Origin of the sequence: Pseudomonas koreensis (assembly GCF_025447595.1) — a bacterium.
Taxonomy (GTDB): Bacteria; Pseudomonadota; Gammaproteobacteria; order Pseudomonadales; family Pseudomonadaceae; genus Aquipseudomonas; species Aquipseudomonas koreensis_H.
The window spans coordinates 199,772-218,060 of record NZ_JAOEJU010000004.1; the positions used below are offsets into that span (position 1 = coordinate 199,772).

Consider the following 18,289-nt stretch of genomic DNA (forward strand, 5'->3'; position numbering starts at 1 on the left):
GGGTGCAGCGACCAGATGCCGCACGTCGGTGAATCGTTTAAGCGCCATCGCCCGCAGGGCCGGGGTCTTTGAAAAATAGACCTTTGCCCGATTATCCGCAAAACCCCGTTACACAGCGGTGACAACTGCATTTCACCGATAAAAAAAGCTCCCTTTTTGGGCAAATTCCGGTATAGTGCGCGCCGGCCTTTAACCGGGCCGCGTTTAGGTAGCGCAATTCCCCGAAGTCAGCTTCGGCTGCACGTCCGCACTGCGGGCTCTTCCTTGACGATTCTTTTTCATTCATTCGTTTTCGCAAATCCCCGCCGACAAAGCTGCCAGGGCGACTCTTGAGTCTCAACACGGCATGTGCAGCTTTGGAGCATGGGTCTTTGCGGATGCACTTAGAGGCAGACCCATGACCCAGGAAATCGGCGGCTTCGCCGCTCTTGAACTTCATCCCAATATTGTCGCTGCAGTAGTCGCTACCGGCTATGAAGAGCCTTCGGCCATTCAGCAGCAGTCGATCCCGATCATCCTCGCCGGTCACGATATGATTGGTCAGGCGCAAACCGGTACCGGTAAAACCGCTGCCTTTGCCCTGCCTATCCTGCACCGCATTGATCCGTCCAAGCGCGAGCCGCAAGCTCTGATCCTGGCCCCAACTCGTGAGTTGGCGCTGCAAGTTGCAACCGCTTTCGAAACCTACGCCAAGCAAATGCCGGGCGTGACTGTTGTGGCTGTCTACGGCGGCGCGCCGATGGGCCCACAATTGAAAGCAATCCGTAATGGCGCACAGATCGTTGTCGCCACTCCGGGCCGTCTGTGCGACCACCTGCGTCGCGACGAAAAAGTACTGCAGACCGTGAACCACCTGGTTCTCGACGAAGCAGACGAAATGCTCAAACTGGGCTTCATGGACGACCTCGAAGTCATCTTCAAGGCCATGCCGGAAACCCGTCAGACCGTATTGTTCTCGGCGACCCTGCCGCAATCGATCCGTGCCATCGCCGAGCGTCACCTGCGCGATCCAAAGCACGTGAAGATCCAGAGCAAAACCCAGACCGTTACCGCGATCGAACAGGCTCACCTGTTGGTTCACGCTGACCAGAAGACTTCTGCCGTTCTCAGCTTGCTGGAAGTGGAAGACTTCGACGCTCTGATCATGTTCGTGCGCACCAAGCAAGCGACCCTGGATCTGGCCAGCGCCCTCGACGCCAAAGGCTACAAAGCCGCTGCGTTGAACGGCGACATCGCCCAGAACCAGCGTGAGCGCGTGATCGACTCGCTGAAAGATGGCCGTCTGGACATCGTTGTAGCGACCGACGTAGCCGCCCGTGGTCTGGACGTTCCGCGCATCACCCACGTGTTCAACGTGGACATGCCGTACGATCCGGAATCCTACGTGCACCGTATCGGCCGTACCGGCCGTGCCGGTCGCGAAGGCCGCGCGCTGTTGCTGGTGACGCCACGTGAGCGCCGCATGCTGCAGGTAATCGAGCGTGTAACCGGTCAGAAAGTTGCCGAAGTGCGTCTGCCGGACGCCCAGGCTGTTCTCGATGCCCGCATCAAGAAACTGACCAACAGCCTGTCGCCGCTGGTGGCTGACGCCGAATCGACTCACGGTGATCTGCTGGATCGCCTGACCGCCGACATCGGTTGCACCCCGCGTGCCCTGGCTGCCGCTCTGCTGCGCAAGGCCACCAATGGTCAGGCGCTGAACCTGGCAGCGATCGAGAAGGAACGTCCACTGGTGCCGAACAGCGCGCCACGTGGCGACCGTCCTGAGCGTTCCGGTGATCGTCCGGACCGTGGTGATCGTGAGCGTCGTGCGCCGATGCCGCTGGGCGAAGGCCGTGCCCGTTGCCGTACCGCGCTGGGCGCGCGTGACGGTATCGCCGCGAAAAACCTGCTGGGCGCCATCCTCAACGAAGGTGGTCTGGCACGTGAAGCCATCGGTCGCATCCAGGTGCGTGACAGCTTCAGCCTCGTCGAGCTCCCGGAAGATGGTCTGGACAAACTCCTGACCAAGCTGAAGGACACTCGCGTTGCCGGCAAGCAGCTGAAACTGCGTCGCTACCGCGAAGATTGATCCGCCCCTGGGCTGATTGATCGAACATAAAAAATCTCCGACTGGTTCGGGGATTTTTTTTGCCTTCGATTTGGGCATCAACCGAAACGGTAGATGTCCATGCCCAGCGCGCCCATGGTGAAACCTTGATGGGCAATGCTGAAGTCGCCGCCAGCGCCGCCAGCGCCGCGGGCGAAGTACAGCGGCAACAGGTGCTCGTCACTTGGATGGCTGCGCACGGCGTTCGGTGCCTGCTGACGGTAATCGTGCAGGGCGGCTTCGTCGTTGGCGGCGAGCTTGTCGACAATCCAGTCGCGGAAATCCCGGGCCCACGGCTCGACGCTTTCCGGGCCGGCGTGCCAGTCCAGTTCACGCAGGTTATGGGTGATGCTGCCGGAGCCGATCAACAGAATGCCCTGATCGCGCAGGCCGGCCAGTGCCTGGCCCACGCGGGTCTGCAACGCCGGGCCGCCACGGCTGGGCAGGGACACCTGAACCACCGGAATATCGGCCAGCGGGTACATCAGCGACAACGGCACCCAAACGCCGTGATCGAACGGTCGTTGTGGATCGAGGCTCGCCGGCAGGTTGTTGGCGGTCAACAGGTCGGCAACCTCGCGGGCCAGTTGCGGATTGCCCGGTGCCGGGTACTGAACTTCAAACAGCGCGCGAGGGAAACCGCCGAAGTCGTGCCAAGTTTCCGGTTGCGCATGGCTGCTGACCAGTAGCTCATGGCTTTCCCAGTGGGCAGAAACGATGACGATGGCTTTCGGGCGTGGCAGTTCGGCTGCCAGTTGCGCCAGAGCCGGGCCACTGGCACCGGGCTCCAGCGCCAGCATGGGCGAGCCGTGAGAGATAAACAAGCTGGGAAACATGGAAGGGTTCCTGAGCGTTAAGATGACTCATCTTCAGTCAGTTCATTGATCTAATTCCAATATAAGTTTTAGCGCCTTTTGATCGAATTCTTAGGAGGATGCATGCAGCCGGAGTCTTGGCACAAGAAGTGGGAATCGAACCAGATCGGCTTTCACCAGCCTGAGGTGAACCCGTATTTGCAGCGGCATTGGCCCGATCTGGCGATCCCGGCGCAAGCGCGTGTGTTGGTGCCGTTGTGCGGTAAAAGTCTGGATCTGCTGTGGCTCGCCGGCCGTGGTCATCAAGTACTCGGCGTCGAGCTGTCGGAGAAGGCCGTGGACGACTTCTTCCTTGAGCAGCAATTGCAGCCGCAGGTGAGCGAGCAGGGCGGTTTCAAGGTCTATCGCTCTGGCGCGATCGAGTTGTGGTGCGGGGATTTCTTCTCGCTGACGGCGGCTGACGTGGCGGGTTGCACTGCGCTGTATGACCGGGCGGCAGTGATTGCCTTGCCGCCGTCGATGCGCGAACGTTATGCGGCGCACCTGCAGAGCATTCTGCCGACGTGCCGAGGGCTCTTGGTGACGCTGGATTACGATCAGTCGCAGATGCCTGGGCCGCCATTTTCCGTAGACGATGCCGAAGTGCAGCGTTTGCTGGGCAGTGTCTGGCGGGTCGAGAGGCTGGAAGAGCAGGATGTACTCGGTGACAGCTGGAAGTTCGTGCAGGCCGGCGTTACTCGGCTGGAGGAACGGGTGTACCGGATTTCCGGGGTGTAATCGAAAGACAAAAAAAGGCCCGCATCACTGCGGGCCTTTTCGTTGGTGCGCCGGTTTGGTCAACCGCGACGACGCAGGGCGTCGATACGCTCTTCCAGCGGCGGGTGGCTCATGAACATGCGGGCGAACCCTTGTTTGATGCCACCGTTGATGCCGAAGGCGTTCAGGGTGTCAGGCATGTGAACCGGCAGGCCCTGTTCGGCGCGCAGGCGTTGCAAGGCGTTGATCATTGCGCCCGTACCGGCCAGGCGGGCACCGGCATCGTCGGCACGGAACTCGCGTTTACGCGAGAACCACATCACGATCGCGCTGGCCAGAATGCCCAGCACCAGTTCGGCGAAAATGGTCGCGATGTAGTAGGCCATGCCTTGGCCTTCTTCGTTCTTGAAAATCACCTTGTCGACGAAGTTGCCGATGATCCGCGCAAAGAACATCACGAAGGTGTTCACCACGCCCTGGATCAGCGCGAGAGTGACCATGTCGCCGTTGGCCACGTGACCGATCTCGTGGGCCAGCACGGCTCTCACTTCGTCTTCTTTAAAGCGTTCCAGCAAGCCCTGGCTGACCGCGACCAGCGCGTCGTTCTTGTTCCAGCCAGTGGCGAAGGCGTTTGCTTCATAGGCCGGGAAAATCCCGACTTCGGGCATCTTGATCCCGGCCTCACGGGACAGTTGCTCGACGGTTTGCAGCAGCCATTGCTCGTGGCGAGTGCGCGGCTGGGTAATGATCTGGGTGCTGGTGCTCATCTTCGCCATCCACTTGGAGATGAACAGCGAGAACAGGGAACCGGCGAAACCAAAGACTGCACAGAAGACCAGCAGCTGACTGAGGTTGAGATCAACCCCGTTGGCCGCCATGAACCCGTTGAAGCCGAAAAGGCTCAGGGTGATGCTGGCTATCAGCACGACCGCCAGGTTAGTGGCCAAAAACAGCAGGATGCGCATCATGGTTGTAGAAATCTCCTCAAGCTAAAGTTGTAGCGTTCTGCGGGGTATATAAGGTGCGGCACCGGGCGATTCAACCGAGTGACTATTTCAAACTGTGTCCTACACCGGATTCGCGCGGGTAAGAGATATTTCCCACTCGCGAAGACGATTGGGATGACAGGTACACGCTGCCCACGGCTGTTGCCTCAGGCGTGCGTGATCCGTATGAATCGCAAGTGTAGAAGGTGCTGGAGGAGGGGCTGAGCAGAAGTGTTGCTGAATCAGACAGTGCGCAACGTTCGGGCCGTTGCGCACTGAGCGCCGGTTACTGGCGGTAGGACTTGAGGAAGTTGCCGATACGACCGATGGCCATGTCCAGGTCATCGACGCGCGGCAGGGTGACCACGCGGAAGTGGTCAGGCCACGGCCAGTTGAACGCCGTGCCTTGCACCACCAGCAGCTTCTCGGAGAGCAGCAGATCGAGCACGAATTTCTCGTCGTTGTGGATCGGGCAGACTTTCGGGTCGATTTTCGGGAACGCGTACAGCGCGCCCATCGGCTTCACGCAGCTCACGCCGGGAATGTCGTTGAGCAACTCCCAGGTGCGGTTGCGCTGTTCCAGCAGGCGACCTTGCGGCAGAACCAGATCGTTGATGCTCTGATAGCCGCCCAGAGCGGTCTGGATCGCGTGCTGGCTCGGTACGTTGGCACACAGACGCATGTTCGCCAGCATGTCGATGCCTTCGATATAGCTATGGGCGTTGTGTTTCGGCCCGGAAATCGCGATCCAGCCGGAACGGAAACCGGCCACGCGATACGATTTCGATAGACCGTTGAAGGTCAGGCACAGCAGGTCCGGGGCCAGCGAAGCGGTGCAGATGTGCACGGCGTCGTCGTAGAGGATCTTGTCGTAGATTTCGTCGGAGAACACCACCAGGTTGTGCTGACGGGCCAGTTCCAGCATGCCCAGCAGTACTTCCTTCGAATACACCGCGCCGGTCGGGTTGTTCGGGTTGATGATCACCATCGCCTTGGTGTTCGGGGTGATCTTGGCCTTGATGTCGGCCAGGTCCGGGAACCAGTCGGCACCTTCGTCGCACAGGTAATGCACCGCGTTGCCGCCGGCCAGGCTCACGGCCGCAGTCCACAGCGGATAGTCGGGCGCCGGCACCAGCACTTCGTCGCCGTTGTTGAGCAGCGCCTGCAGCGACATCACGATCAGCTCGGACACGCCGTTACCCAGGTAGATGTCTTCGATGCCGACACCTTCGACCTGCTTCTGCTGGTAGTACTGCATCACCGCCTTGCGCGCGCTGAACAGGCCTTTGGAATCGCTGTAACCCTGGGCGGTCGGCAGGTTGCGGATCACGTCCTGGAGAATTTCGTCCGGCGCTTCGAAACCAAAGGGCGCCGGGTTGCCGATGTTCAGCTTGAGGATGCGATGGCCTTCCTCTTCCAAGCGTTTGGCGTGCTTGAGCACCGGGCCGCGAATGTCATAGCAGACGTTGGCGAGCTTGTTCGATTTGCTGAACTGCATGGCGATGTGATCCCGAAAATGAACGATCCAGGCGGCGAGTGGACAACCGTGCTGGGAATCCTGCGTCTTCACACAGGCAAGTGTCTCGAGCGGCGGTTTCCAACAATCCGTTTGAATGCGCAGGAACCCGCTGCCAGACTGGCGTGTGACGAGGCGCAATCATACGTGCCGCCCGATCCGTGGAAAAGGTACAGATCGGGCTTTTTCAGCCGCTGAGGTGTGATGATGGAAAAGATTGAAAAGACCCTGGAAGAATGGCGGGCGATGCTCGACCCCGAGCAATACAACGTGTGCCGTCTCAGTGCTACCGAGCGACCGTTTTCCGGTAAATACAACGGCACCAAGACCGATGGCGTTTACCACTGCGTCTGCTGCAACGAGCCGCTGTTTGATTCCAAGACCAAATTCGACTCCGGTTGTGGCTGGCCAAGCTTCTATGCGCCAATTGGCGAGAGCGCCATGACTGAAATCCGTGACACCAGCCACGGCATGATCCGCACCGAAGTGAAATGCGCCAAGTGCGATGCGCACCTGGGCCACGTCTTCCCCGACGGCCCGCCGCCGACCGGCCTGCGTTACTGCATCAACTCGGTGTGCCTGGACCTGGTGCCGCGCGAGTAACCGATACGGGCGATCCACGGGTCGCCTTTCGAATAATTAAATTGCACACAATTCAATTGCTCGCTACTTTTGCCATCTATCCATTTTCACAAGAGTGCGCACCATGAGCGACAACCTCCTGAACATCCCGTGCACCACCATCAAGGGCGAGCAGAAGACCCTCGCCGATTTCGCCGGCAAGGCGGTGCTGGTGGTCAATACCGCCAGCAAGTGCGGTTTCACGCCGCAGTACAAAGGCCTTGAGGAACTGTGGCAGACCTACAAGGATCAGGGTCTGGTGGTGCTGGGCTTCCCGTGCAATCAGTTCGGCAAGCAGGAGCCGGGCAATGAGGGCGCCATCAGCGAGTTCTGCGAGCTGAACTACGGTGTCAGCTTTCCGCTGTTCAAGAAAATCGAAGTCAACGGTACCGGCGCCCATCCGCTGTTCGTGCAGTTGAAGAAACGCGCACCGGGCGTGCTGGGCTCCCAGGGCATCAAATGGAACTTCACCAAGTTTCTGATCGGCAAGGACGGCCAGTTGGTCAAGCGCTTCGCCCCGGCCACCAAGCCGCAGGATCTGAGTCGCGAGATCGAAGCCCTGCTCAAATGAACAGCCTGTCCGCCGATTCGCTGAAGCTCGACAGTCAGTTGTGCTTCAAGTTGTATGCCGCGTCGCGGGCGGTAATCCGTGCCTACAAGCCGATGCTTGACCAGCTCGGCCTGACCTACCCGCAATACCTGGCGATGCTGGTGTTGTGGGAATGGCAGCAAGCCGCGCCGGAGCAGCCGACGGTCAAGGCGCTGGGCGAGCGTCTGGCACTGGATTCCGGCACGCTGACGCCGTTGCTCAAGCGTCTGGAGCAACTGCAACTGGTCCAGCGTCAGCGCTCGGCCCGGGATGAGCGCGAGGTTCATCTGAGCCTCACGCCGCAGGGGCAGGCGCTGCGTGAACAGGTCGGGCCGTTGAAGGCGCGGCTGTTGTGCGACAGCGGGGTGGATCTGGATCGGCTCAATGAGCTGCGTGAGGGGCTCGATCACTTGCTGGGGCAGATCAAAGCGCTGTCATAGTAGGAATCCACTGGTCCAGCAGGGCCGCCAGCTCTTCACGGCGAAACGGTTTGGCCAGATAGTCGCTCATGCCCGCTGCCCTGCAGCGTTCGCGTTCTTCGGACATGGCGTTGGCGGTCAGGGCGACAATCGGCAGGTGCGGCCATCGTCCGCTCTGGCGAATCTGGCGGCTGGCCTCGTAACCGTCCATCACGGGCATGTTGCAGTCCATCAGTACCAGATCGAATTCGGCGTGTTCCAGCTGATCCAGGGCCTCGGCGCCATGGGAGGCGACCACGACTTCGCAGCCGAGCTTGGCAAGCATTCCTTTGGCCACCAGTTGGTTGACCGGGTTGTCCTCCACCAGCAGCACTCGTCCGCGGCGTTGAGACGGTGCGCTCTCCAGGCGTGTGCTGTCGATTGTGATGACGTCCGGATGCAGCGTTCTGCGCAGGTTCTGATACAGCGCATTGCGCGCCAGCGGTCGAGCCTGTTGTTGCAACGGAGCAAGGGCCGTGGCTTCTTCCCCGGGCATGAAGCTGCCGTAGGCGGTCACAAGCAGAATCGGTGCGGTCATGGCCGGGCGCAGGCCGAACAGGCATTCAGGGCAATCGGTAATGATGACATCCGGAGCCAGGCCGAGCAGTGAATCGTCGAGCGTGCGTTGCTGATACGACAGCCCCCAGACCGGAACCAGACTTTCCAGCAACTCCGCCAGACCGCTGACCGCAGAGGTGATGGCCAGCACGTTGCCGCGTAGCGGCGGCGGAATCACGGCGCGAGTATGGCAGGGCAGTGGCAGATCTGCGCAAAACTGACTGCCGAATCCCACTTCCGAACTGATCGTAAGTCGTCCCTGCATGGCTTCGCACAAGTTATACGTCAATGCCAGGCCCAGCCCGGTGCCGCCATATTGTCGGGTGATGCCGGCACCGGCCTGGGTGAACGGCTGGAAAATCTTCACCTGCGCTTCGCGCGCGATACCTATTCCGGTATCGCAGACTTCAATGCGAACCCCGTCCTTCCAGGTGGACAACCGCACATCGACCCGACCGAAGCGGGTGAATTTCAGCGCATTGGATAACAGGTTGCTGACGATCTGCCTGACCCGGGTCGGATCCCCGAGTACCAGCGCCGGGAAGTACGGATCGATCAGGCAAGTCAGCTCGACGCTCGGCGCCGCGTTCTGCGACAGCAGGTTGGCGGTGTCTTCGATCAGCGAGCCGAGATCGAAGGGTATGTGTTCGAGCTCGAGTTGCCCGGCGTCGAATTTCGACAGGTCGAGAATGTCGTTCAGCAACTCCACCAAGACCTTGCCCGAGTCGTGGGCAATGGACAGTTGCTGCTGTTGTTCGGCGTTGAGCGGGCCGTCGAGCGACAGTGCGATCATCCCCAACAGGCCGTTAAGCGGGGTGCGGATCTCGTGGCTCATGTTGGCAAGAAATGCCGAACGTGCCTCGGCCATGTCCAGTGCCGTGCTACGGGCCACTTCCAGTTCCTGGTTGGACTGGCTGAGTCGAGTATTGATGGCTTTGAGCTCTGCGGTACGTGCCGAGACGATGTCCTCGAGTTGCGCGAGGTAGTCGGTGAGGCGGTTTTCCGCGTTGCGCCGCTGCTGGATTTCCGTGGCGATGTTCTGGAACTGCTGGTTGGCAACCTTGACCAGAACGCCGATCTCGTCATTGGCATGCCCGGCCGGGCATTCCAGAGTAGTCGGTTCGGCACTGCGCGGGTCGCGACCGCTCAGTTCGCGGATTACCCGCACCAGCGGCTTGGTCAGCATCACGTAGAACAGCGCGAGCAGGATCCCGGTGAGAATCAGGCTGCGGGCGAAACCGTTGAGCAGCGTGACTTCGGCCCGCCGCAGGAACCGGCTGCCGAACGCGTAGGTATCGACTTCCAGGCTCAGTGTGCCGAGGGATTCGTTGGGCAGGTGATCGAGATAGAGGCGGTCTTCGAACTGGCGTTTGGCGCCGAACAGGAAGTCGCTGATCATCCGGTAGCCGCTTTGCAACTCCGGCCGCTTGACGCTGGCCAGCACCGTTGCATTGTTGTCGGTCAACTGAGCGGAGATGATCGCCGGTGACCGCAGCAGGCCCAACGTGAGTTCCTGAGCCAGTTCGGCATCGATGTTGTAGGCGATGCGCGAAGCCGGGTTATGGCTGATTTCCAGCAAAGACAGGATTTCACGGTTGATGGACGCGTCTTCACTGGCATAATCGATGCCGATTTGCAGCAGGCTGAGCAGCGTACCCAGAATGAACCCGACCAGCACGGTAAGCCGGGCCTGTTTGTACGACAGCCGGTGGGTGAATTTGATATCCATGGGGTGTTGAACCACTTCCGTTTCCCTTCGCTGCTCAAGCATAGTCGATCATGCACGGATTCCGGAGTTCCCGAATCGCCTTGTAACAAGGGCCGGGACAGGTTTCGAACGCTGTCTGTCATCGCTGCACCGCCATCATCACTGTGAACGAGCCCGAGGAGAAGACGTGGATTCCCGATTGAATGCTTTTCTTGAGCGCGCCGAGTCGGTTCTGGCCCGGATCGAGCCGTTGCTGCCGGCGCCGCGCCCGGTTATCGACTGGAATACCTGCCTGGCCGCACGCTGGCAACGCGACGGTCGCAGCGGTTATTTGCTGCCGCTGGAAGTCAGCCTCGACATGCGCTTGTCGGACCTGATCGGTGTCGATCGGCAACTGGAGCAACTGGGCCGCAACACTCAGCAGTTTCTCGACGGCATGCCGGCCAACCATGCGTTGCTGTGGGGTTCGCGCGGCACTGGCAAATCGTCGCTGGTGCGGGCGCTGCTGGCCGAACACGCCAAGGCCGGTTTGCGTCTGATCGAAATCGAGCGCGATCACCTGGCGGATCTGCCACGGGTGGTAGAGCAGATCGCCAAGCTGCCGCAGCGCTTTGTGCTGTTCTGTGATGACCTGTCGTTCGAGTCCGGCGAAGGCGACTACCGCGTGCTGAAAAGCGTATTGGACGGTTCGCTCGAACAGGCGCCGGATAACGTGTTGCTGTACGCCACCTCCAACCGCCGTCATCTGGTGCCGGAAAAGGAAAGTGACAACGAAAACTGGAAGCGTGTCGATGGCGAACTGCATCCGAGCGAAGCGGTGGAAGACAAGATCGCGCTGTCGGATCGTTTTGGCCTGTGGCTGTCGTTCTATCCGTTTACCCAGGAACATTTCCTCAACGTCGTCGAGCACTGGATCGGCCAGTTGGCTGCCAAGGCCGGCCTGAGCTGGGAGCGCGACGAACAACTGGACATTCTCGCCGTGCGCTGGGCAACCGGGCGCGGCAACCGCAACGGACGTTGCGCGTACCAATTCGCCCGTTACTGGGTGGGACTGAAATTGCTGGAGCACAAGGCATGATTGATTTGCAACAGAGCGGCCAGGGCCTCGAAGGCTATGGCATGTTGGCCGCACAACTGGAGTCGCTGCTGGCGGATGAGCGCGATTTCATCGCCAACGCCGCACAATTTTCGGCGTTCCTGTTCAACCAGCTCGATGATCTGAACTGGGCCGGTTTCTACCTCAATCGCAACGAGGAGCTGGTGCTCGGCCCGTTCCAGGGCCAGATCGCCTGCGTGCGCATTCCGTTCGGTCGCGGTGTGTGCGGCGCGGCGGCGGCCAGCCTGCAGACGCAGCGGGTCGAAGACGTTCATGCGTTCCCCGGTCACATCGCCTGCGACAGCGCGTCGAACAGCGAACTGGTCGTGCCGTTGGTCAAGGATGGTCGCCTGATCGGCGTGCTCGACCTCGACAGCCCGAAGCTCGCGCGTTTCGGTGCCGACGATCAGGCCGGGATCGAACAACTGGCGGCGATCTTCCTGCGCCTGACCGAGTGCTGATCACGCTGTAAGGCCTGCCTTGAACAGCACGGCCGCCGGGTCCACGGCATCGATCTGCCGTGGATCGAGAAACCGTGTGGCGTACTGCATATACACGCCATCGCGTATGAACAGGCCGAACAGCTCGGCGTCAATGTGCGACTCACGACACATGGCCGACATGATTCCCAAGGCTTCGCTCAGGGTCTTGGCCTTCTTGTACGGGCGGTCGGCGGCGGTCAGCGCTTCGAAAATGTCGGCAATTGCCATCATCCGCGCCGGCAAGCTCATTTCATCGCGTTTCAGACGCTTGGGGTAACCGGTGCCGTCCATCTTTTCATGATGCCCGCCGGCAATTTCCGCAATGCTTTTCAGGTGTTCGGGGAAGGGCAGATGACTGAGCATCAGGATCGTCTGCACAATGTGATGGTTGATGATGTATCGCTCCTCCCGGGTAAGAGTGCCGCGAGGGATGCTGAGGTTGTACAGTTCGCCGCGATTGTATTTGTAGTGCGGAACGTCAAGCTTGAAACCCCATGGATTGTCTTCGGGAATCAGCTCCCCATCGGCGCGTTCGAGCAGATGTTCGGGCTTGTCGGCCAGCAGCGGCTCGCTGACCGGCAAGGTCGGTGCCGGAGTCTTTGCCTGACGCCGGTTCTCTTCCCATGACAGGCCCAGTCGATCATCCAGTGTGCGCACCCAGGTGCGCTGCGCGATGTCTTGCAGACGTTTTAGGTCCGCCTCCGCCATCGCTTCTGAGCCCAGATTGCAGCGGGCGACAAACGCGAAGTCATCGTCCAGGTCTGTGAGTGTCACATCGCGCAGCTTGGCAAGTTGTACCTCGTCACCGCCCATCGCCAAGGCTTGCCAGTAGTTGATCCAGGCGTCGCGTTTGAGCACCTCGAAGCGGGTGCGGATTTCGTGGAGACGATCGTTCAGGGTTTCCAGTTTGGTGGCCTTGTCGACCACATATTCCGGTGTCGTGACCTTGCCGCAATCGTGCAGCCACGCAGCGATGTGCAAGGCCTCCCATTCATCCTCGTTCGGCTGGTAGTCGCGAAAAGCCGGGGCCTGGCTGGCCGCCGCCGCATGGGCGAGCATCAGGGCCAGCTCCGGCACTCGTTGGCAATGCCCGCCGGTATAGGGGCTTTTGGCGTCGATGGCGCCGGCCAGGAGTTGAATGAATGCATCCATCAGTTGTTTCTGTCGGGCTTGCAGACGCTGGCTTTCGATACTCACTGCTGCCGCGCCGGACACCGCCTGCAGGAACGCAATGCGATCTGGGCGGAGTTTTTCCAGGTCGGCCGCAGTACCGCTGTCATTGATGAGCAAGACCAGCAAACCGACGGTCTCGTTGTGACGGTTATGCAGGCGTATACCGATCAAATGTACCCGTGGCGAGTCCAGTGCCAGCAGCACTTTCTGTAAATCGCTGGCCTCTTCGAAGCCGAGATTGCTCACGACGGTGTCGGCGTTTTCCAGTTTCCGAAACCATTCAGGATTCTGTGAGACATCGATACCGCGATCCTGAATTTCAAACGCGGCCAGCGTTTGTGATGTTCCATCGATCACCAGCCCACAGGGCTCCATGCGATTGCCATCGTTCTCGCGCAAATAGATCAATCCTGCCTGGGCCTGTGCGATCTGCACCGTTTCGAACAGTACCCGTTGCAGCAGCGGCGCGAAGCGGGTTTCGGCGGTGAGGCTATCAGTGATGCGGAAAAAACTGGCGAGGGTATCTTTCATGCGGGCCATCGAAAGGCTCAGTTGGTCCACCTCCAGCACCAGGGATCGACGGGTCACCGGGAAGTTGAAGTCGAAACTGCGGATCGCATCGGCTTCCTTGACCAGAGCATGCAGTGGTTTGACCAGAACTCGCGAGATCAGCCAGCCCAATGGCAGGCAAAGCAGCAGGGTGGCCAGCGTAATCAGCGCACCTTGCCAGCGTATGCGATAGGCATCGGCCAGCAACTCGTCCTCCGGCACCAGCAACGCCATTTGCAAGCCTTTCGGTCCGCCTTCCTGTAAGTGGCTGCGGGCGACAATCCATTGCCGACCGTCGGCCTTGAGCCGATTACCTTGATGTCCTGACAACAAGGCATGCAGACCTGGGCTCAGATCGGCGGCCTTGGCCAGACGAGCCGTTCGGTCATCGACGATCAGCCGGCGACTGTCGGGATAGGCGACGGCGTTACCGTCGGCATCGAACAGGACGATTTCCGTGGCCGGAGTCACTACGTGTTTGATCAGCGTCGCCGACAGCGTGTCCAGGGTAAGGTCGGCGGCGATGACAGCGTTTTCGCCGATTCGGCGGGCCAGAGTCGTGCCGACATTATGGGTGGAGAAAAATACATAAGGCTCGGTGGTGATCTGCTCGCCTTGCTGCTTCGCATTTATGTACCAGGCCCGGCTGCGGGGGTCGTAAGGATCGCCGGGGTTGTCCTGGCGGCCGATCGGGGAGAGTGCCTGATCGAAGAACAGCGACTGTGAATGCGCCAGTCCACTGGCGTCATGCTCGATGCTCCAGACCTGATACGCCGCTGCGTCCGGCGCATTGAGCAGGCTTTTCAGCGACGGTGTGCGCAACGGACGCACCATGAAGAAATCGCCGTTGCCATAGCCCAGGTACAGCGAAGCCAGATCCGGATTGTCCGTCAGGGACTGACTGAACGGCTCAAGCAGTGCCAGACGCTGTTCAAGGCGCAAGGCATGGGTGGCCGGGTTGTGTGTCAGCAGGCCAAGCAAATGCCGGATCGGTGCATAGGTGGATTGCAGATCCAGGCGAATATCCTGCTCTATACGGTTGAACAGCTTTTCGCTGCTCGAGAGGATGATCTGTGTGGTCTGCCGGTAGTTGAACAATCCCAGCACTACCCCGGTGAGCAACAACAGAAAGGTAAACATGACGCTGATGTGCACATGCAGCGGAAACCTGCGTTGATCCGGGCGCAGTGGGCTGGGCATTGCGGACTCTCCGTGTAGGTAAGCACACTGCTCAGCGTCCAAGCATAGTTAAGCTCCGGTCATTTTGCTTTGGTCGCTCTGCGCCAGTTGCTGCTCCAGTGCCTGCTCCAGTTCGATGATGGCGAGACAGCTGGCCGTGCAACGACGTTCGATTTCATCCTCCGGCAACGCCTGCAGACAGGCCTGCTCAAGTGCTTCGCAACTGTCGATCAGGCGCGAAGCCTGGGCAATGCGTGCGGCACCTATGATCTTGTGAGCGATCCCGGCCAGCGCAGAGTGATCGCGCGCACCTGAAAGTGTCTGCAGTTGCTGCCGGTCAGATCGGCTGCTGTTGAGCAATTCCGCCAGCAGACGCCGAGCCTGGGCAGGGTTCCCGCCGGTGAGCAGCGTCAGCCCCTGAAGGTTGAAAGCCGGGGTGCGGAACAACGGTTTGACGCTGTCTATCCATCGACTCAGGACGCTCAGACTCAGAGGTTTGAACAGGCATTCGTTCATGCCCGACTGTTTGCATCGCAAGATCTCCTCCGGCTGAGCATTGGCGGTGAACCCCAGGACTGTACAGGCCGGGCGACGAGTGATTTTTTCATGTTGGCGAATCGCTCGGGTCAGCTCGTAACCGTTCATGAGGGGCATGTTGCAATCGGCAATGACCAGATCGAAAGCACCGTTTTTCCACTGTTCAAGTCCTTGTCGGCCATCTTCGGCGATGCAGAACCGATGCCCCAGGTACTCCAGTTGCTGACACATCAGCAGGCGATTGGCCGGATGATCGTCCACTACCAGTACCATCAGCGGATTGAGCGAAACCTGAATTTGCGGTTCGTTTTCAGTTAGCGCTACTTGTGCGGGCAAGGTGGCAAGCGGCAGCGAGACACTGACCTGCGTGCCGATCCCGCAAAGGCTGCTCAATCGCAGTTTTCCCCCATCATTTCGCACAGGTTGCGACTGATGACCAGGCCAAGCCCTGCGCCACTGATCGTTCGTTGGCCACCGTTGCCGGCCTGGGCGAAAGGTTCGAACAGACGTAGCTGATCCTGTGTCGAGATGCCAATTCCGCTGTCCTGTACGGTCAGCTGCACCAGCGAGCATTCGGGGTCATCCGTGGGCTGAACGTCAAGCGCGATCCTGATGTGCCCCGCGTCGGTAAACTTGATGGCATTGCTGATCAGATTCGAGAGCACCTGTTTAAAGCGCAGGGGGTCAAGGTGCACATCGATGTTCAGTTCGGGTGGAGAGACCGTCACCACCAATGAAAGGCTTTTCTGTCGGGCCAGACCTTCGAAGATTCTGACCACCGAGCCAACGGTGTCGACCAGATTGATCCGTTCGGGACTCAGGCTCAGTCGTCCGGACTCGATGCGCGCGATGTCCAGTATGTCGCCGATCAGGCCAAGCAGATCCTTGGCCGAATGGTAGGCCGTTTCTATGCCGGAACGATCCGGGTAAGTGTGATCCATACGCTTGAGTGTGAGTTCGAGCATGCCGATCACGGCGTTCATCGGCGTGCGGATTTCGTGACTCATGGTCGCCAGAAAAGTGCTCTTGGCCCGATTGGCATCGTCTGCCCGCTCCTTGGCAGCATGAAGTTCGTCGAACAGCTCACGGCGTTCGCTGATGTCGATCCAGCCACCGATGATTCCACGTACTTCGCCACTGGAATCCCGGTACGGCAGAATCCAGTGATAAATCGTCAGTCGCCGGTTGCCGATATGCAGCGGCCGGTCGAGCACGAGCGGCTTTCCTTCGGCCACTACCCGCTGGTAGTCGGCCTGATAGGCCTGCGCCTCGAAAGCGTTGTTCAACGCACCTTGCATGACGCTTTTACCAATGACGTCTTCGCGCCTGGCATCGAATACCTCAAGGTAACTGTCATTGCAGCTTTGCAGCAGACCCTGCCGGTCCCGTACATAAATGGGATGGGGCGTTCCGTTGACCAGTGAACGCATGAACTCCAGCTGGTCGTTCAATGCCCGTTCGGCCGATTTGCGCTGCTTGATCATGTGTAGGCATTCCACAGCAGCGACAGCACCAACAGCAGACAGGCTCCACCGATCAGCTGGTAGAAAAAACGTTGATATTGATGCCAGGCCCCTTGCGAGACATTTGAGTAGCCCCGCCAGCGACCATTGATGATGCCCAGCTCTTCAGGCGTGATACTCATCAGCGTCTTGTTGATGATCGAACCCAGCTCCGTGTTGTCCCGGGACGTCGCCAGAGAAAAGGCCGCTTGTCGGGTGCCAATGGTGGTGGTGATCTGCAACGGGTGTTCGAAGATTTTCGACGAAATGAAGTAGTTCGCGATGACCAGAGAATTCACAGCGCCTTCGACCTGACCTTCGTCAAGCAGCGCGACTGCACTGAAGGTGTCCGGCGTTTCGACCAACTGGATGCGCGGAAACTCGCTCCGCAAATATTCGATCATGGGATTGCCCTGAGCGATCGCCAGCCGCTTGCGCTTCAATTGGCCAAGGTGCGTCGGGCTATCAGCGGTCTTTCTGGTCAACAGGACGTAAGAATTTTCCAGGTAGGGGCGGCTGAAACTCAGCGTTTCCTGACGTTGGGTGGTAGGGAGCAGGGCTGCGATCAGGTCAGCCTGATTGTTTTCAACCTGTTTTATCATCTCGGCATCGCTGCGGCTGCGATGGATTTCGAAGCGCAGGCCGGTACGCAAGCGGATCAGTTCGAGCAGATCGGCGCTGATGCCGCGAAAATTGCCGTTACTGTCAAAGAAAGTCAGAGGCGCGAAAGCCTCGTTGACCACCACGCTCACCACCGGGTGTTTTTTCAGCCACTGTTCTTCCCGCCGGGTCAGTTGCAACTTTTGATCGGTCAGCAGTGTGTCGCTGCCGGCGCTCCAGCGTTTGGCGATGTTGTCGCGCTCGCTGCCCGGAATGGCCTGCAGGACTGTGTTGATGACGGCGAGCAGTTGCGGATCGTTACGATGCACGGCGAAGCTGAAGCCGTGGGCTTCATGCTTGCCGAAATTGGCCATGCGTATGTTGTTCAGGTAACCCTTGCTGATCATGTAATGGGTGGAGATGCTGTCGCCGAGAAACACATCCGCCTGATCGAATGCCACTGCGTTGATTGCATTCTGGTAGGAGGGATAGGAAGTGATCAGGGCTTTGGGATACATCGCCTTGACCTCGTCCAGCGGCAAGTAGTGATACAGCATGCTCAGACGCAGGCCTGCCAGACCTTCAGTCAAAGAACGGGTTTCGCCTTCGCGTGCCACAAGGACCGGTTGATCGATGGCGTAAGACCTGGAAAGCAGGATATTGGCGTTTTCCGCTTCGAACCCATTGGCCGTACCGAGCATGTCGATGTTGCACTCGATCAACGCCCGTATGGCGGCATCCCGCGAGGCGAAACGTTTGACTCTGATCGGCAGTCCCACCGCCTGGCCGATGAGTACGGCGTAATCCGCCGTGAAACCTTCGTAATCCTGGCCGCTGGTCGTCATGTCAAAGGGTGGGTAGTCGGGCGCGGATGTACCCAGAATCAACTCATTGCGAGTGTGCACCCATGCTGTTTGTGATGGATCAAGCTCCACTGACACTGATCTGTCTGCCGAGCGACCTAGTACGGAAAAGTCTTGCGAGACGGGGGACGCGACCGTTGCAGAGGTGCACAAAACCAGGCATGCACTCAATGCAATCAGAAAACTCATTAAACGGCTGGGCATGTTGACTC

General features: G+C 59.5%; 12 protein-coding genes and 1 pseudogene. 7 read left to right on the top strand and 6 right to left on the bottom strand.

Annotated elements, in window-relative coordinates; all coding sequences use genetic code 11:
- The first annotated feature begins 397 nt into the window (after nt 1-397).
- Nucleotides 398-2,071 carry a DEAD/DEAH box helicase gene (locus tag N8H71_RS08405; protein ID WP_007955707.1) on the top strand — a complete coding sequence of 558 codons (1,674 nt, stop codon included), beginning with the start codon at nt 398-400 and terminating at the stop codon, nt 2,069-2,071.
- A 77-nt stretch (nt 2,072-2,148) separates the two neighbouring features.
- Here the strand turns inward: N8H71_RS08405 and N8H71_RS08410 are convergent, their stop codons facing one another.
- Nucleotides 2,149-2,925 (bottom strand): DODA-type extradiol aromatic ring-opening family dioxygenase, encoded by a 777-nt coding sequence (locus tag N8H71_RS08410; RefSeq protein ID WP_262193614.1) that lies wholly within the window; start codon nt 2,923-2,925, stop codon nt 2,149-2,151.
- 102 nt (nt 2,926-3,027) lie between these two features.
- On the opposite strand from N8H71_RS08410, the gene N8H71_RS08415 reads away from it, so the two are divergent.
- Nucleotides 3,028-3,681 carry a thiopurine S-methyltransferase gene (locus N8H71_RS08415; protein ID WP_262193615.1) on the top strand — a complete coding sequence of 218 codons (654 nt, stop codon included), beginning with the start codon at nt 3,028-3,030 and terminating at the stop codon, nt 3,679-3,681.
- A 59-nt stretch (nt 3,682-3,740) separates the two neighbouring features.
- Here N8H71_RS08415 and htpX read toward each other — a convergent pair whose 3' ends face one another.
- Together htpX and N8H71_RS08425 are read right to left on the bottom strand one after the other, a co-directional pair.
- Nucleotides 3,741-4,628, bottom strand: a complete 888-nt coding sequence (gene htpX / locus N8H71_RS08420) for a protease HtpX (protein ID WP_007955710.1) — start codon at nt 4,626-4,628, stop codon at nt 3,741-3,743.
- A gap of 304 nt (nt 4,629-4,932) precedes the next feature.
- On the bottom strand, nt 4,933-6,144 hold the full coding sequence (locus N8H71_RS08425; protein ID WP_007955711.1) for a pyridoxal phosphate-dependent aminotransferase: 1,212 nt from the start codon (nt 6,142-6,144) through the stop codon (nt 4,933-4,935).
- A 225-nt stretch (nt 6,145-6,369) separates the two neighbouring features.
- Here N8H71_RS08425 and msrB point away from each other — a divergent pair, with 225 nt between their 5' ends.
- The 3 genes from msrB to N8H71_RS08440 all read left to right on the top strand — a co-directional run bounded on the left by msrB (nt 6,370) and on the right by N8H71_RS08440 (nt 7,812).
- Nucleotides 6,370-6,765, top strand: a complete 396-nt coding sequence (gene msrB / locus N8H71_RS08430) for a peptide-methionine (R)-S-oxide reductase MsrB (RefSeq protein ID WP_129972559.1) — start codon at nt 6,370-6,372, stop codon at nt 6,763-6,765.
- Between the two features lie 103 nt (nt 6,766-6,868).
- Nucleotides 6,869-7,354, top strand: a complete 486-nt coding sequence (locus N8H71_RS08435) for a glutathione peroxidase (RefSeq protein WP_011335290.1) — start codon at nt 6,869-6,871, stop codon at nt 7,352-7,354.
- Nucleotides 7,351-7,812, top strand: a complete 462-nt coding sequence (locus N8H71_RS08440) for a MarR family winged helix-turn-helix transcriptional regulator (protein WP_262193616.1) — start codon at nt 7,351-7,353, stop codon at nt 7,810-7,812. The genes N8H71_RS08435 and N8H71_RS08440 overlap by 4 nt, the downstream gene beginning before the upstream one ends.
- On the opposite strand, the gene N8H71_RS08445 is transcribed toward N8H71_RS08440, so the two are convergent.
- Complete coding sequence (locus tag N8H71_RS08445; RefSeq protein WP_262193617.1) at nt 7,796-10,117, bottom strand: hybrid sensor histidine kinase/response regulator; 2,322 nt, start codon at nt 10,115-10,117, stop codon at nt 7,796-7,798. The genes N8H71_RS08440 and N8H71_RS08445 overlap by 17 nt on opposite strands.
- Nucleotides 10,118-10,283: 166 nt before the next feature.
- On the opposite strand from N8H71_RS08445, the gene N8H71_RS08450 reads away from it, so the two are divergent.
- On the top strand, nt 10,284-11,174 hold the full coding sequence (locus N8H71_RS08450) for an ATP-binding protein (RefSeq protein WP_262193618.1): 891 nt from the start codon (nt 10,284-10,286) through the stop codon (nt 11,172-11,174).
- Nucleotides 11,171-11,653, top strand: a complete 483-nt coding sequence (locus N8H71_RS08455) for a GAF domain-containing protein (RefSeq protein WP_262193619.1) — start codon at nt 11,171-11,173, stop codon at nt 11,651-11,653. Before N8H71_RS08450 ends, N8H71_RS08455 begins: the two co-directional genes overlap by 4 nt.
- On the opposite strand, the gene N8H71_RS08460 is transcribed toward N8H71_RS08455, so the two are convergent.
- Complete coding sequence (locus N8H71_RS08460; RefSeq protein WP_262193620.1) at nt 11,654-14,596, bottom strand: HD domain-containing phosphohydrolase; 2,943 nt, start codon at nt 14,594-14,596, stop codon at nt 11,654-11,656.
- A gap of 48 nt (nt 14,597-14,644) precedes the next feature.
- A pseudogene (locus N8H71_RS08465) lies at nt 14,645-18,281 on the bottom strand (transporter substrate-binding domain-containing protein).
- Nucleotides 18,282-18,289: the final 8 nt, after the last annotated feature.